Source organism: Mammaliicoccus sp. C-M13 (genome assembly GCF_022386845.1).
GTDB classification, from domain to species: Bacteria; Bacillota; Bacilli; order Staphylococcales; family Staphylococcaceae; genus Mammaliicoccus; species Mammaliicoccus lentus.
The window spans coordinates 1-20,556 of record NZ_JAJNHQ010000017.1; the positions used below are offsets into that span (position 1 = coordinate 1).

The window sequence follows — 20,556 nt, forward strand, 5'->3', positions numbered from 1 at the left end:
CTACAATATTTTCTTAGTCGATTACATTGTACTAAAGTGAGCTATATTTGGCTCTTTTTTTATTACACAATTATATGGACATATTCAATAAAGGTGTGTGTACTTGGATTATCGTAGGAGTAAATCCAATAAGAGTGTGGTTACTTGGATTATTGTAGGAGTAAATCCAATAAAAACGTGTGTAGTTGGATTAATGAGGTAGAAAATCCAATAAGAGTGTGGTTACTTGGATTAATGAGGTAGAAAATCCAATAAGAGTGTGTCTAATTGGATTATTGTCGGAATAAATCCAACAACAATATCAACTCTTGCTTTTTGATCAATCCAAAAAAAGAGCTAAGGTTTTATGTCCATAGCTCTTTTTCTTATATTTATTTCTATTAAGTCAAGCCTGCACGAACAAAATGGAAGATTATATAAAAATAACATCTCATTTCTAACTGAATAAACAGTGAAATGAGATGTTATTTTGAGTTAGGATTTATGTCCCAGACTTTTTATTCATTATTTATTTAAAAGTTCTTTCTTAAAGAAATCAGATTGTTTTTCTAAAGAAATAGGATCTGAATACAAGAATTCATTAATTGAGTAATAAATGACATGGTCATTTTTAATTGCGTCAGTATTTTTCCAAACGTTACTCTTAGTAAATGCATTATTAGGAGCTTTGCCATCTTGAGTCGGCACTAATAGGTAATCGCCAGTGTACTTTTGGAAATCTTCTTGTGAAACTTCCATGTATCTTTCCTTAGGAATATCTTTCTTAGCATCTGGATCTTGTTTCAAGCCATAACCATTATATATGACATCACTACCTCTACCAAATCCAGGGCCGAACAAATACATAAGTTTAGGTTGGATATCCATAATCGTATAAGTATTATCCTCCCCTAGTTTCTCTTTAACTTCCTTACCATCATCTTTCATTTTCTTATCTAAATCTTTAATCTGTTGTTTTGCATCATCTTCTTTACCAACTAACTTGCCAATATCTTCATGCATATCTTTATAAGTTAAATCCTTAACTCTAAACGATACAGTTGGTGCTATTTTTTTCAATTTATTTATATTTTTATTCTCAGCATATGCAATAATTAAATCAGGCTTCAATTTAGCAACAGCTTCAGGATCTTCAGGATCTACCTTTTTAATATCATCTTGTTTTAAGAACTTTGAATCAGGATATACATTAGTAATTGCTATAGGTTCAACACCTAATTTTTTAAAATTACCATAACTAGCAGTTAAATCTACAATTCTTTTAGGTTTATTAGGAACCTTAATTTTATTACCATCTTGGTCAGTGTATGTAACTTCCTTACTATCACTACTATCTTTGGAATCTTTACTATCATTATTGCCACACGCAGCTAACAAGAATACTAAACATGCCATAAATAAAAATAAATATCTTTTCAATTTTTACACTCCTTTATTGAGAATCTTTATCAATTATACTATTAATTTAGAATTCTACAATATAAAATTGTAAAAAAGATATATTATTCATATTTTGATTAACTAAATAATTTATAAAAGTAAAAAAAAGAAACCCTAATGTACAGGGTTTTAAATATTAAAATAAAGTATATTATTTATCTTTGTTTGAAAAATCATCAAAATATGGATGTACTACTGTTTTTGTTTTTTCTTCTGCTTGAGCGTATATTTCAATTGTAAATTCTCCTGGTGACTTAAAGTAAAATGTATATGAACCATGTGCTAAAGCTGGTTCCCACACTTCAAAACCGTCTTCTTTGAGTGTCTCATATATTCTGTCTACACTTTCTTCATCTTCCTGTGGAAAGCCTATATGGAACGTATCTGGATAACTTGCATTTTCATCTTTTATTAAATTGAATAATAAACCATCATCGTCATTTAATGCTGTAAACATATTTCCAGCGGAAGCAATACATTTTAAACCAAAATATTTTTCTAAAAATTCCTTTGTCGTCACAACATCTTTAACTGCTATATTTATATGATTAAGTTTCATTTTTTTACCTCTTTCTCTTCTTTTGAATTCTGAATTTGAGTTTCTAATAACTCTGTAAATCCTCCTAAAAAACTTTTAATTGTTTCTAATTCTTGTTCATTATAGTTAGAGCTTAATCCTAGCAAATTCTTATTTAAATCTGAAAAAACCTCTTGAACTTCAACTTTTTGTTCATATTGTGGAACGATAATAACTTTACGGCGATCTTCAGGATGCCTTTCTCTTCTCACGTAGCCTACTTTTTCTAATCTATCTACTAATGAAGTAACACTTCCAGTTGTTAATCCTACTTTATTAGCCAACTCGCCTGCTGTGATAGGCCCAGTCTCTCGTAATAAATCTATCGAAGTAAAGTCATGACTGTAAACTTTCAATAATTCAGAAACACGTTGTTGATATAATACAATGCGTGTTCCTAAACCTCTCACCAGAGAAACTAATTCTTCATCAGAATTAGTTATTTCATCTTTATTATTTTCTTTCAAAAGTGCACCTCCTTTTATCTTGATAATCAAGATACTTTGTTGTCTAACTAACTTAACACGTGTGATTTTATATTGCAATGATTTCTGTTTACACACCACTTTCTAAAATTATTTAAAAAGTAAAAAAGACCTTACCTAGCGTTAACTAAGTAAGATCTTTAAGTATGAAATATCTTAAAAGATAGTTATCAATGAATATTGAATATCCCCTAAAATGTATTAACTATAGTAATTTTAGTTCAGTATATAACAATATGTTGCATTAATTCATATTTGCTTTAATCCAATTATATATTTCATCGTTTATCGATATGTATGTAATTTTTCCTTCTCTTGGCCCACTTAAAACACCTAATGTGTGTCCATCTTTATTAAGCAGCGGACCTCCTGATTGTCCAGGATAAGTTTCTAAATCCGTCTCAACGAAGTATTTTGAAGACCCTATTATTTTACCTACATCTCCCCATTGACTTACACCTTCTTCTTCTTCTTCTTTAAAGCCTGGATATCCTACAGAAGAAACTTGTGTGCCTACTTTTTTATTTGAATCTTTCGTCTCCATAGACACTGGAGGAACAACATCACCTATATGTTGATTATTTTTATTAGGTTTTACCTTTATTAACGCAATATCATAACTCCAGCGAGTATTTTGATCTAACCAACCTTCATGTATGATGATGTCTTTTGATTCAAATACACCATACGGTTTTTCATCTTTATTTTGACCAGGCGTTATTTTTACTTTAGTAGCCTTGCCAGCGATGTCATGTTTATAGAGACAGTGAGACGCTGTTAAAACTGTATCTTTAGAAATAACAGTCCCTGTACAACCCGTATGCTTAACTTTCTCTATCTCCCCATTATAGTTTCCAAAATCTATATTTAATTTTGTTACAGATTGATTGACTGGTGATACTAAATTAAGTTCTGCTTTTGCCTGTCCAGACATAAAACCTGAAGCAAGTAGTATAATTATAGTGCTCAAAAATAATATCTTTTTCATTTTTGCTCCTTCTATCTTTTGATGTTCTATTTTGATACGCAAATATTATTATATACTGACTTTTATCATACTAAATTTTCAATAAATATTCCATATATTTCAATTTAAAATTCTAATAAATTTTAAAATATACAAAAAACACCACAATGTTACCTTATTAACATTGCAGTGTCTTAAAAATATTGTAAATATATAGTTTATAGAAAAGAACTCCATTAACTTTTTTTAATAAAGTTTAAAAAACGTAATAAAACAGTTCATATTATTAAATAAATCTATTCCAGTTAAATTCATCAGTAAAAAATTAAGAGGTTCTAATATTTCAATCCCCTCGATATTCACTATCATTTATTTCATGAACAAAAAAAGAGCAAGGTCAACGTGTCAGAGAATTACTCTCTTGACACTTTTTTGACACTTGCTCTTTATAAATTTCCTTCAAATAATGAAGAAAGCTAGTAATATCAACGTCTTGGAGTTGTTGATAATTAAGGTACAAACGGAGAGTGAGGGATTCGAACCCTCGAGACGCTTGTGACGCCTACACACTTTCCAGGCGTGCTCCTTCGGCCAACTCGGACAACTCTCCACATAAAAAAATCAGAAGCGATATTTCACCTCTGATTATATGACCCCTACGGGACTCGAACCCGTGTTACCGCCGTGAAAGGGCGGTGTCTTAACCGCTTGACCAAGGGGCCTTATGGCTCCACAGGTAGGATTCGAACCTACGACCGATCGGTTAACAGCCGATAGCTCTACCACTGAGCTACTGTGGAATAATAATGGAGCGGGTGATCGGAATCGAACCGACATCATCAGCTTGGAAGGCTGAGGTTTTACCACTAAACTACACCCGCGTAGTAAAAATTTATATGGGGCGACTGATGGGAATCGAACCCACGAATGTCGGAACCACAATCCGATGCGTTAACCACTTCGCCACAATCGCCATACTTGTAAAAAAGTATGGCTCAGGACGGAATCGAACCGCCGACACAAGGATTTTCAGTCCTTTGCTCTACCGACTGAGCTACTGAGCCAAATTTATAAATGGCGGTCCCGACGGGAATCGAACCCGCGATCTCCTGCGTGACAGGCAGGCATGTTAACCGCTACACCACGGGACCATCATTGAAAAAAAGTAATTGCGGGAGGCGGATTTGAACCACCGACCTTCGGGTTATGAGCCCGACGAGCTACCGAACTGCTCCATCCCGCTTTAATATTAAATAAATCGGCTACCCTTTTAATATAACACAATTATTAATACTATGTCAAGAAAATATTAAAATTATTTTATTTAAAATGGTGACCCCTACGGGACTCGAACCCGTGTTACCGCCGTGAAAGGGCGGTGTCTTAACCGCTTGACCAAGGGGCCTCTCCATGAGAACTACTTTATTATATATAGAAATATAGAAAAGGTCAATGCTATTTCTTTACTTTCTTTAATAAAAAACAAGTACTTTTAACATCTTCGATACAATTTTCACTAAAGGGAAAAATAGACTTGATTTTTAAAGATTTTTTAAAGATAAAGCTAAAAATTATAATGTGAATTACATAAAAATATAGCCTTATCTTTAAATATAAATCCTTAATTAATTTAAATAATTTATCATTTTATCACTTGCATTTTTCGCCATTTGAACACAATCTGGTAAACCTACCGCTTCAAATGATGCTCCTGTAAGAATTAAATTGTTATAATTATCTTCAATATGTTTTTGTATATGACGAATACGATCAATATGCCCTACTTCATATTGCGGCATACTATTAGGTAATTTCGTTACAATGAAGAATTCAGGTTCACCTTTAATCGTCATAATTTTATTTAAATCATTTAGTGCTACTTGTTTAAGTTGTTCTTCATCTTTATGATGAATAATATTTGACCCAGGCTTACCTACATAAGCTCTTAGTAATACTTTGCCTTCAGGCGTCGTATGTGGCCATTTTTTATTAGTCCATGTGCACGCAGTTATAGCAGTATCGCTCGTTCTAGCTATTACAAAACCAGTACCATCTTTATCATTAAGTACTTGTTCTTTATCAAAAGCCATCACAACTGTAGCAACACTTGTAGAAGGCATATAATTGAAATAATCTAATTCTATATCATCTTGGAACCACTTCACAAAATGTTGGTGTGGCGTTGTTACAATGACACCATCATAATGATGATTTTTACCATTAACTGTGACAACTGTTTTTTTGCCTTTTTGTTTAACATTTTGAACTTCTGAATTTAAATTTATTTTTACATTTCTATCTTCAAGGTTATCTTTTAATGTATTAACGAAAGATTCCAAACCATGTTTGAATTGTTTGAACTGCCCTTTAGGTTTTACAGTAACATTTTGATTCGCTTTATTTTTTGCTTTTTGTGCAATCATACCTTTGATGAGACTACCTTCTTGTTCTTCTTGCTCTTTAAAATGTGGGAAAGTAGTTTTCAAACTTAATTTATCAATGTCTGCACCGTAAATTCCAGACATTAACGGTTCAATTAAATTTTCAAGTACTTCATTTCCTAGTCGGTGTCTAAAAAAGTGACCTATTGATATATCAGTATGCATTGGTTTAACTGGCAAGAAATAATCTAACCCAGCTCTAGCTTTAGCGAGTGGAGATATTAATTGGGTTTTTAAAAATGGTTTTATTTCTGTAGGAATACCCATAATAGAACCACCTGGTATAGGATATAGCTTGTTATGACTGTATATATAAGATTGACCTGTTTTGTTTGTTACTAAATCATCAGCAATCCCTATTTCTTCTGCTAGTTCTGTCATAATAGTTTTTCTACCGAGATATGATTCTGGTCCTAATTCTATTGTATATCCATCTTTACGGTAAGTTTTAATTTTACCGCCAACTCTATCTGATTGTTCATAAACATCTATTTTTAAATCTGAATCTTCTTTTCTTAAATAATGGGCAGCAGATAACCCAGTTATCCCTGCCCCAATTATTGCAATTCGTTTTGACATATTTCACACTTCTTTCTTCTTCGAGAATCGAATTAGAATTTTTTATTTATTGCGGAAACCATAGCCTCAATGAATTTTGGATCGATATTCGGCATAGGCGGTCTATGATAATTTACGCCTAATTCATCACATACTACTTTACATTCATAGTCGTTATCATATAAAACTTCTAAATGTTCACATACAAATCCTACTGGCGTATATATAAAGTGCTTATAACCTTTTTCATTATATAAATCACGTGTTAAATCTTGAACATCTGGTCCTAACCAAGGTTCACCTGTCTGTCCTTCAGATTGCCAACCTACTGAAACATGTTTAATATCTGATTCTTCAGCTAAAATACGAGCTGTTTCTTCTAGTTGATCTGGATAAGGATCATTAGCTTTTTTAATTTTTTCCGGTAAACTATGCGCTGAAACGATAAGTACAGTTTCATCATGACTTTCTTTAGGAATCATTTGTAACGTATCGTTAATCATTGTAGTCCAATATTCAATAAATGCTGGTTCATTATAAAATTGTTCAACATGATGTAGTTTAATACCATATTTATCCGCTTCTTCTTGAGCACGTTTATTATAGCTACCTACTGAGAAGTTTGAATAATGTGGAGCCAATACGATTGTAACAGCCTCATCAATTCCATCTTTATTCATTTGTTCAACTGCATCTTCAATGAAAGGATTGATATGTTTTAGGCCGATATAAAGTTGGAATTCTACATCTTTATAATTTTCATTTAAAGCTCCTTGTAGACTTTCAGCTTGCTTTTTAGTTGTACCCGCTAAAGGTGAAATACCACCAATTGCTTTGTAACGGCTTTTCAAATCTTCAATTTGTTCATCTGAAGGTTTGCGCCCACGTCTAATATGTGTGTAATAAGGCACGATATCACTTTCTTCATAAGGTGTACCGTATGCCATAACTAATAATCCTATTTTTTTACTCATTTTCCTTACTCCCTCTAATAAAATTAAAGCTATTTAATGTGATTACTGTTTTGATTTATATTCTGCTGAATAATCATGTACAAATTTTGCTACGCGTTGTAATGTAGATGGTTGAACTTCTGGAAATACACCATGACCTAAATTAAAGATATAGTTATCATTCATTAAGCCTTGATCTAATATTTGTTTTAATTTATCTTCTATTATTTCCCATGGAGCCATTAATACAGCTGGGTCTAAATTACCTTGTAGCGCTTTTGTTATACCTTTTGCTCTTGCTTCTTTAATTTGTAAACGCCAATCTAAACCAATTACATCTACAGGTAATTGATTCCACTCTTCAATTAAATGACTAGCTCCTACTCCAAATGTTGTAACCGGTACATTTTTCTCTTTAATTGCGCTGAAAATTTTATTCATAGATGGTCGAATAAAGTAATGATAGTCTTCAGCATTTAAAGCCCCTACCCATGAATCAAACACTTGAATCATCTTACAACCTGCATCTATTTGTGCATGTGTATAGCGTATAGACATATCTGCTAACATATCCATCAATTTAAACCATGCTTCAGGTTGCTGATACATAAACGCTTTTGTTTTATTATAATTTTTTGAAGGTCCACCTTCAATCATATAGCTCGCTAAAGTGAAAGGCGCACCTGTAAATCCTATTAAAGGAACATTTAATTGTTCTTGAGTTAATATCTTGATAGTGTCTAAGACATATTTAACATCTTCTTCAGGATTAATTTCTCCTAATTTGTTTATGTCTGAAATGTCCTTAATAGGATTATGAATAACTGGACCTATTCCAGCCTTGATTTCTACATCTACACCAATACCAGTTAATGGCGTCATTATATCCTTATATAAAATTGCTGCGTCCGTATTGTATTGATCAACAGGCAATTTTGTAACATAAGCACATAACTCAGGTTGATGTGTAATTTCAAATAAAGAATATTTTTCTTTAATCTTTCTATATTCAGGTTGAGATCTCCCTGCTTGTCTCATAAACCATACTGGTGTATGCGTTGTTTTTTCTCCTCTTGTTGCCTTTAAAATTGTATCGTTAAACGGTACACTCATTTATTTCACCTCATTATAATCATTACAATCTATTCTAACATATTCTGTTATAAACACATCATTGTGTGAAAAAAGTCATAAATTATACAAAACATTCAGATATATGTTTTATTTTACCGCTTACATGTTTATAATTTAATTAAAGAGATAGGGGGTAAAAAATTATGAACTTTTATATAACAACAGGAACATATCATTTTCTTCAAAACATAATGAAGAAGCATCCAAACGAAAATATTCATCATTATACTAGACAAGATACTACAGTTCTTATTCACGAAACAAATGGTGAATCTGTATTTGCACAACCAAGAGAATATAGTGTTATCGAATCTCGAGGTGAGTTTTACGACCATGAGTTCATAGCAGCAAGCTACATTCCTGTTTCAGAAGAAATGAGACATCGATTTGAAAATCATTATACTAATATCGATAGTGAGTTCGACAGATTTGAAGGTTTTGAATCCTTTAGATTATTACGTCCTAAAAAAGGTGATACTTACATGATTCTTTTAGGTTACGATTCTAATGAATCTTATGAAGACTTTACGAAGTCAGCATTTTTCGCTGAATATTTCTCGAGAGAAGCAACACGAAAATTCTCTGGTGCAGAACAATATTCAACTGCTAACTATACGAAATATTGGTATAGACCTGAAGATGACGAATAAAAATAATAAGAGTCTGTGACATAATCAATGTCACAGACTCTTTTGTTATATTGGCGGTAACTGACTAAATTGAAAATGCAATTATATAAAACTTTTTTCAATCCTAGTCATTCTGTTCCGTTCCTTTTTTAATCTCTTAATAGTTCTTGATGTTTTTTTATTTTTTTAATAGAGGAATCGATAGTTAACCAACCTACAATGAAGAATATTATAAAGAAATATGATGTCGTAACAAATTTCACTATATAAATAATTGATAATATAGCACCTAGTACCCACATCATAGATATTAAAAATTGATGATAACCTTTAATGACTTTACCTTCATTTACTGGCCATACTTGTGGCCATAGTCCATACGCTTGTTGTTTATAAAACTGCGATAATTGTAAAATGAGTAAGTACATAATAAGTGCGCCTAATATTGCCGAAATAATAGCCTGATCAATCCACCATATAAGTATTAGTCCTATAATAAGAAATCTCAATACAATAAAGAATGCATCTTTCCCTCTCGCAAAACTTCTTATAAATAGAAATTTGTACATATAATTTTCATTGAACTTCTTAGAAGATGGTGTTCTTAAGAATAAATCTAAATACTTTCTTCGAACTGTTCTTTCATTTAATACTTTCACATCTGTAAACATATTTACAAGCTTATAATAATTCATCTTATGATTATACTCAATTGCTATTAATGTTTCCCATTGATAGAAAGTTCCTCTATTAATACTCTCCATTAAAATGACTAATGAAATTAGTACTAATATTGTCGTAATTCCTGAAAATAGCCCTACTTTTAACGTTATAAAATAACCACTGGCATAAACAATGAATAATAATATGTTTGCACCCCATACTTCAAGACCATACTTTAACCAAAACCATTTAATAATGAGCCCCATTAAAGGATAAATAAAACTTAATACTATAACTGTAATGTATAAATAAAATTTACTCCCTAATAATTCATAAAATAATGGAAACCCTACAATTAATACGATTATAGGTAGAAACAATCTATTGATATAACTATATATTATTGCTTTTTTGATATAAATACTTAAATGTTTTTCAAATGGTAATAAATATAACTTATCCGCTTCTCTGAAAAGTGTTCTAAGTGGAAATATAGAAACAACTGCTAAAATTACGCTTAATATCAACCTATAATTTATATTTTGTGGTATATCTTGTAGCCAATTACTATAACCTAAAGCAAACGCACCAAGCATAATTGTTAAAAATATAAGAAAGTGACCGTTAAATATAAATTTATTATAATTTAACTTCTCTATTAACTCTTCTTTTTGTCTTGTATTAAATAAACTTTTAGCATCATACATATGTCTCACCTTGTGTTAAATGAATATAAATATCATCCAAAGTAGCATTTGTAAGTCCTGTCTTTTCCCTTAATTCATCTAAGTTTCCCATCGCGATGAGTTTACCTTTATGCAATATAATAAAACGATCACAATATCTTTCAGCAGTTGCTAATATGTGAGTAGACATTAACACTGATGCACCTTGATTTCGTCTTTCAACAATAAGATCTAACATAGTTTGAATACCTAGAGGGTCCAGTCCTAAAAATGGTTCGTCGATAATATATTGTGCTGGTTCAACTAAAAATGCACATACAATCATGACCTTTTGTTTCATACCTTTAGAAAAATGTATTGGGAATACTTTCAATTCATTTTCTAGTCTTAATCTTTTTAATAACGGCATCGCTCTATCTAGTGCTGTTTTCTTATCAATTCCATATGCCATAGCAGTCATATAAATATGTTCTTCTAATGTTAATTCATCATATAATACTGGACTTTCCGGTATATATGTAAGATTTCTTCTATATGATTCTATATCAGATTTTATATCAATATTATTAACAGACATCTCACCTTGTTGTGGTGTCAATAATCCTAATAAGTGTTTAATAGTAGTACTTTTCCCTGCTCCATTTAAACCGATAAGCCCTACTACTTCATTAGCTTTACATTCGAATGAGATATCATGGATGACAGCTTTCTTGCCATAGCCGCCTGTTAAATTATTCACTTTAATTGCCATGTGAACGCACCTCCAAAATACATTGTAGCATGTTCTTATTGTTTCGTTCATCAAATATTATCTTAATCTAATGAGAAGAAACTTTGAGCATGATATAATAAACATAATATTTACATAGGAGATGATAACATGTCAGAAACAATATTCAGCAAAATAATCGATGGAGAAATTCCTTCATTTAAAATTTATGAAAATGAACACGTGTATGCATTTTTAGATATTTCACAAGTTACTAAAGGTCATACGTTATTAATTCCGAAAAAAGCTTCACCAAATATTTATGAAACAGATGCAGAAACGATGAAACATATTTCTGAGGCGTTACCAATTGTTGCTAATGCCATTAAAAAAGCATTTAATCCTGATGGCTTGAACATTATTCAAAATAACGGTGAGTTTGCTTCACAATCTGTATATCATATACACTTCCACCTTATTCCAAGATATAAAGATGATATCGATGGATTTGGCTACATTTGGGAAACAAATGAAGATAAATTAGACGATGCTAAAAAAGAAGAAATTGCAAAAGCTATCCAATCACAATTTTAATAATTGTGCTTATCTCTTCTTTAAATGGGTAAATAAATAACTAAGAGTACTAAGGAGGAAAAATTATGAAATTTACAAGATTCGCTTTAGGTGTAGGTGTTGGACTTGCAACTGGTTTTGCAACAGCAATACTTAACACTGATCGTTCAGGTGATGCTTTACGTACAGATTTAAAATCAACTGCTGATGGATCAAAAGTTCAAATAAATGAAATTAAAGATAACGTAGCAGAAATTAAAGAATATGTTTTAAAAACTAAAGATGAAAGTCAAATAGCTATTCAATCATTAAGTGAAGAAATAAAAACGATGATTAGTCAATTTAAGGCTGATATCGATCCGAATATTGATCGCATTCAAAAAAATATTGAAAATATAAGTAATCGTGGTAATGAAATTCAAAAAGAAATTCAAAATACGAAACTACCATTTCTAAAAAAATAGAAAACATGTTAAAATTATTATATTATTAAAGTGTTACATCTTAGCATGATACATAAGTATCATGCTTTTATTTTACAAATAAAGGGGAGATTGTTATGACGAATGAACGGGATATGATAGAGAAAATGTTATTCACTCATAAAGTTTCACAATTATCGAAAGCTTTATGGAAAACAATCGAAAAGGATTGGCAACAATGGATAAAACCTTTTGATTTAAACATCAATGAACATCATATTTTAATTATTATAAGAAGCTTAGATGAAGCAACTATTTCAGAAGTTAGTAAATACGGTGTTATGCACGTTTCTACAGTATTTAATTTTGCTAAAAACTTAGAAAAACGTGGCTATTTAACAATGCCTAAAAGCCAACACGATAAAAGAACTACTTATTTAGAGTTAACTGATAAAGGATTGTCAGTATTACGTAAAACTTATTTTAGTTATTCAAATGACACAAACAGACTATATGATATAGCTACCGATTATGAGAAAGTTATGTTCAATATGCCAGAATTTACCGATGTTAAATATATCGTTGGTCAAATTTATGGTAGTGACTTTATTAAACATATTGAAGATAACCACGAACAACTTAAAAAATATCTACTTGACGAACAATCAGAAGATGATGCATAATATCAAGATAATTATATCTGAGAAGGTGACATACTTATGTTTCTATGTTCTAAATCCATCAATATACAATCTCGGTATGGACTACAGAGAATTGTATTAATTAGTACTTTAGTTTCATTTTTAACATTTATCGTCACTTACGAAATATTCATGTATTTACAAATTCAACCATTAAAGGACGATAAGTTTATTTTATTCTTATTCGTCCTTTGCTTAATTTATCCAATTCATAAATTTTTGCACCTGATTGTACTCATTTATTATCGTAAGTCATTTAAGATGAATAAAACGACTAAAGCAAAACGTGGTCTACCATTATATAATATACGTGTAGATCAACCAGTAAATAAGATTGTATTTTGTTGTGCACTTATATGCCCTATTGTAACCATAACTGCACTTTCTATTTTTCTAATCAATATCATCCCTCAATATGGACATTATATTTTATTTATTATGTCAGTTAATATAGGTATATCTATTATAGATTTACTTTATTTAAAAATTATATTGTTTACTAAAAAAGGGACTTATATAGAAGAAAGAAAGAATGGCATCGAGTTGTTAACAAAACGTTCACTAAATACAGAACATTTATAGGATATTTTTTGTAATCAATTTCCTAAATGTGCTATATTTATCATTGTATTCTTACAAAAGGAGTTCTAATTTATGAAATCAATTAAAAAATTAGTGTTACCCGTAACACTTTCAGCATCAGTTTTAACATTAGGTGCCTGTGGTAATGGTTCAGATAATTCAGGCGAAACTTTAATCGAAACAAAAGCTGGCGATGTATCATCTCAAGACGTATTAGATAAAATGGGTAGCGATGAAGTCGCTCAAAATGCTTTTCAAATTGTTCTTAACAAAGTCTTAAAAGATAAATATGAGGACAAAGTTGACACTAAAAAATTAGATAAACAAGTTGATAAGCAAATTGAACAATATGGTGGCAAGAAGAAATTCGAAGAAGCATTGCAACAAGAGAAACCTGGTGCAACTTTAAAAGACTTCAAGGAATCACAAAAAACTTCTAAATATCAAGAAGAATTTATTAACGATTCTATAAAAGTTTCTGATAAAGAAATTGAAGAAAATGCTAAAAAAGGTTCTCATATATTAATAAAAGTTAAATCTGAAGATTCTAAAGATGGCTTAAGTGATAAAGAAGCTAAGAAAAAAGCAGACGATTTACTTAAAAAAATCAAAGATAACCCAGATGACTTCGATAAAATAGCTAAAGAAGAAACACAAGACGAAGGTACAAAAGATAAAAATGGTTCATTAGGATTTGTACTTAAAGGTCAAATGGATGAAGCATTTGAAAAATCATTATTTAAACTTAAAGACGGAGAAATTTCTGATGTCGTGAAATCTCAATATGGTTACCATATAATTAGAGCTGACAAAGGCGAAGCTAGTAAAAAACAAAAAGAAAGCCTAAAAGAACAATACCGTCAAATGAAAATTCAAAAAGAACCAAAACTTATCATTAATGCATACAAGAAATTATTAGATGAGTACAAAGTAGACTACAAAGATAAAGATATTAAAAAATCAATCGAAGATAATATCTTAAATGCTAAAGCTCTACAACAGCAACAAATGCAAGCTGCACAACAACAAACAGCTCAATAAATAAAACTACTAAATCCGGCTGGGACATAAATACATGTCTCAGCCTTTTTTATTATAATGAGATTTTTATCCCACTCCCATTTTTTATATGAAGTGTCGCTTTATGTTGCACGTGGACCTTCTCTTGCAATATTCCACGTGCTTTACCTCATAAAAAAGAGTCTGAGACATAAATAATTGTCTCAGACTCTTTTTTGTATTGGCAGTAGCTGACTGGTATGAAAATGCGCTTATAACAAGCTTTTTTCATACCTAGTCATCCTTGCCGGGGTGGGACTACGAAATCTTTTTAATAAAATGAGATTTCTGTCCCACTCCCTATTTCTCGTTATATTAATCTAAAGTTTCAGGTTTATAGAACTGTCTATTTTCTAATGCAAAAATACGTTCTGTAAATTGTCCTTTTTCTACTTTTTTAAGATGTTTTTCAAACATCATCATTCTCGCATCTAAATTATCAATGAAGTGAAGAACTTCTGCTTCTTTGACCATTGGCAGTTTAGGCGATCCATATTCTAATTTACCATGATGGCTTAAGACAAGATGTCTAAGTAACATAACTTCTTCGCCTTCTATATTATGTTCCTTTGCAACTTGAGATATTTCATCACTAATAATTGAAATATGTCCTAATAAATTACCTTCCACTGTATAAGTTGTAGCTACTGGCCCTGAAAGTTCTTTAACTTTTCCTAAATCATGCAAAATAATGCCACTATATAATAAACTACGATTTAAAATAGGATATATATCACATAAGGCTTTTGCCTGTCTCAACATCGTTACAACATGATAACTTAGTCCAGATACAAAGTTATGATGGTGTGAGCTCGCTGCTGGGAAAGTGAAGTAATCTTTTTGGTATTTTTTTAGTAAAATACGTGTGATTCTTTGTAATTTAGCATTTTCAATATCTAATACATATGTCATGATTTCATCTGACATTTCTTCAATTGTTAGAGGTGCTGCTTCTAAAAAGTTTTCTAATTTTACATTGTCTTCTTCAGTAGCTACTCTAAACTTATTTACTTTCATTTGTTTACGTCCACGGTAATCTATAACATCACCTTTAACGCGAATAACTGTTTCTGGAACAAGTAGTTTTATGTCTTCATTAGTGACAGTCCACACTTTTGCTTCGATATCTCCGCTTTTATCTTTTAAATAAAGTGTCATATATGGCTTACCTTGTGCTGTTACGCCTTGAGTTGCACGATGTATTAAGAAGTAATGATCAACCGAATCTCCTGGCTTTAGTGTTTCTATCGTTCTCATTAATTCTTGCCTCCTTCTATTTTTGTCAGAGTTATTGTTTGTTTTTGTGGAACAGAATTATCTTTATTACACGTAAAGTATAACACTTGTATATCTTTAGACATTGACATTAAATATTTAATCATTATTTCTTTACGTTGTTTATCAAAATGAACAAATGCATCGTCAACAATAATTGGAAACGGATAATATTTGTGTAACGACTTAATTAAGCTAAATCTTAAAGCAATATACAATAACTCTTTAGTTGATTGGCTTAATTCAGTTGGATGGAATATTTGACCATTCTCATGCCTTACACTCACCGTTTGTTCATCATATATAACTTGATTATATCTACCTTCTGTTAATGTTTTTAAGATATCTGTGGCATCTTTCACTACAAATGGTAAACGTTTATCTTTAATTTGTTTAATATGAGCTTCAACTAAGCTTTGTAAATAACTTAAAGCTGCCCAATCTTTTGCTGTTTCGTTCACTTTTTCTTTTAATAAATGATATTCATGTCTTAAATTAGATAATGTTTCATCTGTTTCCATCTGGTTAATTTTTGCGGTTAAATCACTAATTTCAGCTTGTACTGATAAATATTTATCATTATATTCATCGACTTGATGTTCTAATTGAGTTCTTTCATTTTCTAAATCTGTTTTTGTCATATAACTAAGTTGCGTATTTTTGTCGTAATCATAGTTTTGATTACTTAAATAGTTTGTTAATTGAGAAAATCTATTTAAATTCTCATGGTACGTTACATACTCTTTATGATGACGATAATAAGATTCTTCATCTTGTACATTAATATAATCGAACAGAGTCTGTATAACGTTGTTATTTTCTTCTAATCTTTCGTTTAAAGCATTAATTTCATTTGTGAGTAAAGCTTGTTGTTCGATATTTCTCGCTTTAATATTAGATTCTTTTTGTTGTTCGTCTAGAGTTTGTTTGACGTCATGGAATAAAGAGATTTCTTGATAATGAATACCCGCATGACTGACAATACTATCAGCTTCTCTGTAAAATGCATTTATTGTTTCTTCTTTTTCATTTCTTATTTTAAATAGCCTATCTATTTCGATTCTGTTTTGTTTAATTTTCTTAATTGTATTTAGAGCATCATTTAATAACTGAGAAGATAATTGATTTGAAACGTGTAGACTTGATTTTGTTTCCTCAATCGCTCGTTCTTTTTTCGCTATGATATCTTCCACTTTTTCTAATTCTTTAGTTAGTTCTGCTTGCTTTGTAGCAAGTATTTCTTGTGATTGATAATAACGATCTAATTCTTGTCTTATTTTTGTTTGTTCTTCTAAATTAAAGTCCAAACTATAAAACTGTTTAAGCTGAGACACCTTCTCCTCAAGTTCATCAATTTCTCTTGAAAATGCTTCATCATGATCTAACTCTTTTGTTTTAATGAAAAATGATAGTACAAGAAGTAATAAACCAACAACGGCAAATATACCACAAAATACAAATTGAGATATAACAAATGCATATATTGCTATCGCAACAAACAGAATTCCACCAATTACTGAGCCTAAACGATATTGTTTTGTTCTTTTCTCATTTTCTTCTTTTTGCTTTTTAAAACTGTCTTCCATCTTTTGATAGAGTGAACGTTTTTCACCGAGCTCTAAAGCCTTTTGATTATATACTTTTTTTTGTTCATAATTTTCATCTGAAACTAAGTCATTGTGTAATCTTTCGATGCTATGATTATAACGCTCTTGTTCAATATCTTGTTGGTTCATCGCACGTTTAATTTGTTCACGTTCAGCGATATTTTCATCTTTAATTCTATTTAACTCAGCAATATGTGTTTTCATTGCTTCAGATGTGTCTACAGATAAATATTCTTCATCCCAACCAATATCTTGACGTAGTAACGTATTATCACGTTCTGTATCTTCAATTTGTTTATTTAACTGCTTTAATTCTTGATGTCTTTCTTTAATATCAGTTTCTCTTTGACGAATGCTATTTAATGCCTTTTCATCACGTTCTGACATCACTTTGACTTGATTTAATGTATGATTTACTTGTGTAAGTTTTTCATTTCGTAAAGTTAAATCTCGCTTAATACTTTCTTTAGCTCTAATAGCGGATTCATAACGCTCTATCCCCTGCTCAGGGAATGTATATGGTTCGATGTTTAATTTTGTTTCTAAATCTTTCCATTCAGCTACATCTTTATGTAAAGATATTTCTTTTTCTTTACTAGATAAACGATTTGTAAGATTACCTAAATTATCTTTTAGTTGGTTTAACCTTCTAGATACTTTATCTTTTTCATCTTGTAACCGTTCATATTCCGCCATTTTCTTTTCTTCGTTTTTAATTTTTATTTCTATATCATTTAACTGTTCAAGTTGAACGTTTAAAATTGGGTTTTTCCCATTTTTCTTATATAATGCATCTTTTTCTAACTGCATTAAATTACTCATACCAGTAAATTCTGTAGAACCTAAAGCACCAGCCTGTAATAAATACATTTGCAATTGATCTTCAGTTAAATTTTTATGAATGTCTTGTAATCCTAAAACATTAAATGAAAAAATACCTTGATATGTTTTTTTATTAATGAAATTTAGTTTTTGTTTAAGCCATTCTTCATCTTTAACTTTACCGTTTGGGAGATAAACTTTAACGTCTCCAGTAACACGACCTTTAACGCGTTCAACTTCTACACTTTGACCATCAAAATCTAGTTCTAATTTACCGCCGTATTGATTGCCTAATCGTGGCTCTAGTCTCGGTTCATTTTCTTTCTTTGTTGGAAACCCAAATAGAATAGAATGAATAAATGCTTGTATAGTGGATTTACCGGCTTCATTCTCTCCATAAATCTGCATAAAACTTTGGTCAAATTTAATTTTACGAGACATGAGTTGGCCATAGCCATAAATTTCTAATGATTTTAATTTCATCGCTTTAACCTCTCATTCTTCTTTTTAAAATTTCTTCGCCACGTTCAATGAGTGCTTCTTTATCAATATCACTAAACGGTTCTAGGAAACGATTTGCTTTAGGATTCATATATAAATCGCTCAATGCATCTTCTAATATTTGGTCATCTTCTAAAATATCATCATTAAATTCGTTAGCTAACATCACTTCAGAATCTTGTTCATAAAATACATTTAATTCTTCAATAAAAATAAAATTAGTTTGATTTTCTTCATACTCTTGAATCAATTGAATAACTTGATTAATTTCTTCTTGCTTAAGTACTTCATCATGCTTTACATATACGTCTAATTGGTAGAAGGCTTTCCCTTCAGTTCGCACACTATCTTTGAACTTTTGAATCGCTTCGTACAATGCATGTTTACCTTTAGCTTTTGTTTCAATTATAGCTTTTTCAAAACGTATATATTGTGTCGGTTTAAATCTGGCTTCTAACTTCGCCTCATCACCTTCTACTAATAAATAGCCTTTTTCGCCTTTTTCTTTAAAATGACGTGCTTGAATATTACCTGGATAGTGAATTTGAGATAGTTCACTAATCATTTGGCGCTCGTGTATATGTCCTAAAGCCCAGTAATGATAAAGTTTACTGTTTAAGTCTTCCACATTAAATTCAGTATATCTGTTTTTGACATTCGAAGCTTGAGAATAAGTTCCATGTAGTAATCCAATATGTATACCTTTATTGCCAGTTGATTCAGGGTATTCATCAACTTTATTTTCATAACTTGCATCTTTTTGATAACTAAATCCATGTAAATAAACGACTTGACCATTTTTTGTGATAAGTTGATATGTTGAAACTTTATCACTAAATACCGTAACGTTTTCTGGCCAAACAGTATGAACTGAATCTGATAATGGGTCGTGATTACCATGGATAATATATACAAATATTTGTTCTTGTTCTAGCTTTTTAAATTGTTCTCTCAAGTAAACTTCCGCACGTAAAGTTCTGTTATCTTGATCAAATAAATCACCTGAAATAATAACAAAGTCAACTTGTTCTTTTATTGCATCATCAATAATATTAGTAAAACTATTATAACCACTCTGTTTAACATCGTTTAAAATAGAAGGGCTTAAATAATGTCTAGATTTAAATGGACTATCAAGATGTAAATCTGCACAATGTATAAATTTAATCATTTAACTAACCTCTTTCACTATTAGTTCATTTTCTTAATTATTTTATTCAAGCACAATTCAATAGAATAATCAGATTAATAAGTAGTCTTTTAATGTATTAATTTTACCATATTCAAGGCATATACGATACATGACAAAGGTAATAAACAACGGTTTAAACCTAAAAAAAGTCTTGTTAGATACGACTACGTACCTAACAAGACTTTTGAAATTAAGAATTATTGTTGACCTTCTTGATTATCTTCAAGACTACCATAAATATCTTCTAATGGTTTCATGATAACACGGTTTAAATCTTGAATAAGTTGACTCATAGCTTGTTCAGCTTGCATTAATTCAGAAATTGTTTCGTTTTGCTCAATTTCTTGTGCTGACTTTTGAGCTCTAGCGATATCTACTTCTGAGATTTCTTCGCCTTGCATTTGTTTGTTTTGTAAATCTAGTTGAACTTCACGGAATTCATCGAATAATTTTTTAGTTTCTGGGTCAGCATTTACTTTTTCGTATTGCTCTTTAATTTTGTTATATTCGTTGCTTTCACGTAAAGTTTGTTCTAGTTCATTCGCTTTGTCATAAATATTTACTTCTGCCATAATAAATT

The 20,556-nt window shown here is 30.7% G+C and carries 19 protein-coding genes and 9 tRNA genes; 6 read left to right on the forward strand and 22 right to left on the reverse strand.

The features are described 5' to 3' along the window. Positions 1 to 504 precede the first annotated feature (504 nt). From LQ615_RS11810 to hemE, 16 genes are all read right to left on the reverse strand, one after another. On the reverse strand, positions 505 to 1,419 hold the full coding sequence (locus LQ615_RS11810; protein WP_182094003.1) for an ABC transporter substrate-binding protein: 915 nt from the start codon (positions 1,417 to 1,419) through the stop codon (positions 505 to 507). Positions 1,420 to 1,591: 172 nt separating this feature from the next. After that, positions 1,592 to 1,999: a VOC family protein gene (locus LQ615_RS11815; RefSeq protein ID WP_239704155.1), complete on the reverse strand. Its 408-nt coding sequence runs from the start codon at positions 1,997 to 1,999 to the stop codon at positions 1,592 to 1,594. Beyond that, positions 1,996 to 2,484, reverse strand: a complete 489-nt coding sequence (locus LQ615_RS11820) for a MarR family winged helix-turn-helix transcriptional regulator (protein WP_064211352.1) — start codon at positions 2,482 to 2,484, stop codon at positions 1,996 to 1,998. Before LQ615_RS11820 ends, LQ615_RS11815 begins: the two co-directional genes overlap by 4 nt. A 262-nt stretch (positions 2,485 to 2,746) precedes the next feature. Then, complete coding sequence (locus LQ615_RS11825; protein ID WP_239704154.1) at positions 2,747 to 3,490, reverse strand: trypsin-like serine peptidase; 744 nt, start codon at positions 3,488 to 3,490, stop codon at positions 2,747 to 2,749. A gap of 500 nt (positions 3,491 to 3,990) precedes the next feature. Further along, a tRNA-Ser gene (locus LQ615_RS11830) sits at positions 3,991 to 4,079 on the reverse strand. Positions 4,080 to 4,119: 40 nt separating this feature from the next. Further along, positions 4,120 to 4,191, reverse strand: a tRNA-Glu gene (locus tag LQ615_RS11835). A gap of 3 nt (positions 4,192 to 4,194) precedes the next feature. Then, positions 4,195 to 4,269 (reverse strand) — tRNA-Asn (locus tag LQ615_RS11840). A 7-nt stretch (positions 4,270 to 4,276) separates the two neighbouring features. Then, positions 4,277 to 4,350, reverse strand: a tRNA-Gly gene (locus tag LQ615_RS11845). 16 nt (positions 4,351 to 4,366) lie between these two features. After that, positions 4,367 to 4,442: transfer RNA gene (locus tag LQ615_RS11850), tRNA-His, on the reverse strand. An 18-nt stretch (positions 4,443 to 4,460) separates the two neighbouring features. Beyond that, positions 4,461 to 4,533 (reverse strand) — tRNA-Phe (locus LQ615_RS11855). 11 nt (positions 4,534 to 4,544) lie between these two features. Then, positions 4,545 to 4,620: transfer RNA gene (locus tag LQ615_RS11860), tRNA-Asp, on the reverse strand. Positions 4,621 to 4,638: 18 nt separating this feature from the next. Next, a tRNA-Met gene (locus LQ615_RS11865) sits at positions 4,639 to 4,712 on the reverse strand. Between the two features lie 87 nt (positions 4,713 to 4,799). Next, positions 4,800 to 4,874: transfer RNA gene (locus LQ615_RS11870), tRNA-Glu, on the reverse strand. 220 nt (positions 4,875 to 5,094) lie between these two features. Next, complete coding sequence (hemY, locus tag LQ615_RS11875; protein ID WP_239704153.1) at positions 5,095 to 6,489, reverse strand: protoporphyrinogen oxidase; 1,395 nt, start codon at positions 6,487 to 6,489, stop codon at positions 5,095 to 5,097. 32 nt (positions 6,490 to 6,521) lie between these two features. Further along, positions 6,522 to 7,442, reverse strand: a complete 921-nt coding sequence (gene hemH, locus LQ615_RS11880; protein ID WP_017001051.1) for a ferrochelatase — start codon at positions 7,440 to 7,442, stop codon at positions 6,522 to 6,524. Positions 7,443 to 7,484: 42 nt separating this feature from the next. Then, on the reverse strand, positions 7,485 to 8,534 hold the full coding sequence (gene hemE / locus LQ615_RS11885) for a uroporphyrinogen decarboxylase (protein ID WP_017001050.1): 1,050 nt from the start codon (positions 8,532 to 8,534) through the stop codon (positions 7,485 to 7,487). Between the two features lie 164 nt (positions 8,535 to 8,698). Here hemE and LQ615_RS11890 point away from each other — a divergent pair, with 164 nt between their 5' ends. After that, on the forward strand, positions 8,699 to 9,205 hold the full coding sequence (locus LQ615_RS11890) for an antibiotic biosynthesis monooxygenase family protein (RefSeq protein ID WP_017001049.1): 507 nt from the start codon (positions 8,699 to 8,701) through the stop codon (positions 9,203 to 9,205). Between the two features lie 128 nt (positions 9,206 to 9,333). Here LQ615_RS11890 and ecsB read toward each other — a convergent pair whose 3' ends face one another. Both ecsB and LQ615_RS11900 read right to left on the reverse strand, forming a co-directional pair. Then, entirely contained in the window at positions 9,334 to 10,554 is a 1,221-nt protein-coding gene (gene ecsB / locus LQ615_RS11895; protein WP_064211355.1) for an ABC transporter permease EcsB, read from the reverse strand. Then, a complete protein-coding gene (locus tag LQ615_RS11900) occupies positions 10,547 to 11,284 on the reverse strand; it encodes an ABC transporter ATP-binding protein (protein ID WP_017001047.1) in 738 nt (245 codons plus the stop codon). The genes ecsB and LQ615_RS11900 overlap by 8 nt, the downstream gene beginning before the upstream one ends. A 129-nt stretch (positions 11,285 to 11,413) precedes the next feature. Between LQ615_RS11900 and LQ615_RS11905 the strand changes: the two genes are divergently transcribed. From LQ615_RS11905 to LQ615_RS11925, 5 genes are all read left to right on the forward strand, one after another. Beyond that, positions 11,414 to 11,836, forward strand: coding sequence for an HIT family protein (locus LQ615_RS11905; RefSeq protein ID WP_017001046.1), 423 nt, complete (start codon positions 11,414 to 11,416; stop codon positions 11,834 to 11,836). 65 nt (positions 11,837 to 11,901) lie between these two features. Continuing rightward, complete coding sequence (locus tag LQ615_RS11910) at positions 11,902 to 12,279, forward strand: YtxH domain-containing protein (RefSeq protein WP_017001045.1); 378 nt, start codon at positions 11,902 to 11,904, stop codon at positions 12,277 to 12,279. A gap of 95 nt (positions 12,280 to 12,374) precedes the next feature. Continuing rightward, positions 12,375 to 12,920: an HTH-type transcriptional regulator Hpr gene (locus LQ615_RS11915; RefSeq protein WP_017001044.1), complete on the forward strand. Its 546-nt coding sequence runs from the start codon at positions 12,375 to 12,377 to the stop codon at positions 12,918 to 12,920. 36 nt (positions 12,921 to 12,956) lie between these two features. Beyond that, positions 12,957 to 13,520, forward strand: coding sequence for a DUF3267 domain-containing protein (locus LQ615_RS11920; RefSeq protein ID WP_017001043.1), 564 nt, complete (start codon positions 12,957 to 12,959; stop codon positions 13,518 to 13,520). Positions 13,521 to 13,592: 72 nt separating this feature from the next. Further along, the gene (locus LQ615_RS11925; RefSeq protein WP_017001042.1) at positions 13,593 to 14,561 is read left to right on the forward strand and encodes a peptidylprolyl isomerase; all 969 of its coding nucleotides are present in this window, start codon (positions 13,593 to 13,595) and stop codon (positions 14,559 to 14,561) included. A 333-nt stretch (positions 14,562 to 14,894) separates the two neighbouring features. Here LQ615_RS11925 and yhaM read toward each other — a convergent pair whose 3' ends face one another. From yhaM to LQ615_RS11945, 4 genes are all read right to left on the reverse strand, one after another. After that, on the reverse strand, positions 14,895 to 15,836 hold the full coding sequence (gene yhaM, locus LQ615_RS11930; RefSeq protein WP_016999941.1) for a 3'-5' exoribonuclease YhaM: 942 nt from the start codon (positions 15,834 to 15,836) through the stop codon (positions 14,895 to 14,897). Then, the gene (locus LQ615_RS11935) at positions 15,836 to 18,766 is read right to left on the reverse strand and encodes an ATP-binding protein (protein ID WP_239704152.1); all 2,931 of its coding nucleotides are present in this window, start codon (positions 18,764 to 18,766) and stop codon (positions 15,836 to 15,838) included. Before LQ615_RS11935 ends, yhaM begins: the two co-directional genes overlap by 1 nt. Before the next feature lie 4 nt (positions 18,767 to 18,770). Further along, positions 18,771 to 19,955 (reverse strand): metallophosphoesterase family protein, encoded by a 1,185-nt coding sequence (locus tag LQ615_RS11940; RefSeq protein WP_016999943.1) that lies wholly within the window; start codon positions 19,953 to 19,955, stop codon positions 18,771 to 18,773. Positions 19,956 to 20,173: 218 nt separating this feature from the next. Beyond that, the gene (locus tag LQ615_RS11945) at positions 20,174 to 20,548 is read right to left on the reverse strand and encodes a YlbF/YmcA family competence regulator (RefSeq protein ID WP_016999944.1); all 375 of its coding nucleotides are present in this window, start codon (positions 20,546 to 20,548) and stop codon (positions 20,174 to 20,176) included. Between the last annotated feature and the right edge of the window lie 8 nt (positions 20,549 to 20,556).

What these genes read in the sequence shown, in the direction of transcription:
- LQ615_RS11945 (WP_016999944.1), bottom strand. Translation starts at nt 20,548, where the DNA reads ATGGCAGAAGTAAATATTTATGACAAAGCGAATGAACTAGAACAAACT.
- LQ615_RS11825 (WP_239704154.1), bottom strand. Translation starts at nt 3,490, where the DNA reads ATGAAAAAGATATTATTTTTGAGCACTATAATTATACTACTTGCTTCA.
- yhaM (WP_016999941.1), bottom strand. Translation starts at nt 15,836, where the DNA reads ATGAGAACGATAGAAACACTAAAGCCAGGAGATTCGGTTGATCATTAC.
- hemE (WP_017001050.1), bottom strand. Translation starts at nt 8,534, where the DNA reads ATGAGTGTACCGTTTAACGATACAATTTTAAAGGCAACAAGAGGAGAA.
- LQ615_RS11890 (WP_017001049.1), top strand. Translation starts at nt 8,699, where the DNA reads ATGAACTTTTATATAACAACAGGAACATATCATTTTCTTCAAAACATA.
- LQ615_RS11940 (WP_016999943.1), bottom strand. Translation starts at nt 19,955, where the DNA reads ATGATTAAATTTATACATTGTGCAGATTTACATCTTGATAGTCCATTT.
- hemH (WP_017001051.1), bottom strand. Translation starts at nt 7,442, where the DNA reads ATGAGTAAAAAAATAGGATTATTAGTTATGGCATACGGTACACCTTAT.
- LQ615_RS11935 (WP_239704152.1), bottom strand. Translation starts at nt 18,766, where the DNA reads ATGAAATTAAAATCATTAGAAATTTATGGCTATGGCCAACTCATGTCT.
- LQ615_RS11815 (WP_239704155.1), bottom strand. Translation starts at nt 1,999, where the DNA reads ATGAAACTTAATCATATAAATATAGCAGTTAAAGATGTTGTGACGACA.
- LQ615_RS11905 (WP_017001046.1), top strand. Translation starts at nt 11,414, where the DNA reads ATGTCAGAAACAATATTCAGCAAAATAATCGATGGAGAAATTCCTTCA.
- LQ615_RS11900 (WP_017001047.1), bottom strand. Translation starts at nt 11,284, where the DNA reads ATGGCAATTAAAGTGAATAATTTAACAGGCGGCTATGGCAAGAAAGCT.
- LQ615_RS11925 (WP_017001042.1), top strand. Translation starts at nt 13,593, where the DNA reads ATGAAATCAATTAAAAAATTAGTGTTACCCGTAACACTTTCAGCATCA.
- hemY (WP_239704153.1), bottom strand. Translation starts at nt 6,489, where the DNA reads ATGTCAAAACGAATTGCAATAATTGGGGCAGGGATAACTGGGTTATCT.
- LQ615_RS11910 (WP_017001045.1), top strand. Translation starts at nt 11,902, where the DNA reads ATGAAATTTACAAGATTCGCTTTAGGTGTAGGTGTTGGACTTGCAACT.
- LQ615_RS11915 (WP_017001044.1), top strand. Translation starts at nt 12,375, where the DNA reads ATGACGAATGAACGGGATATGATAGAGAAAATGTTATTCACTCATAAA.
- LQ615_RS11920 (WP_017001043.1), top strand. Translation starts at nt 12,957, where the DNA reads ATGTTTCTATGTTCTAAATCCATCAATATACAATCTCGGTATGGACTA.
- ecsB (WP_064211355.1), bottom strand. Translation starts at nt 10,554, where the DNA reads ATGTATGATGCTAAAAGTTTATTTAATACAAGACAAAAAGAAGAGTTA.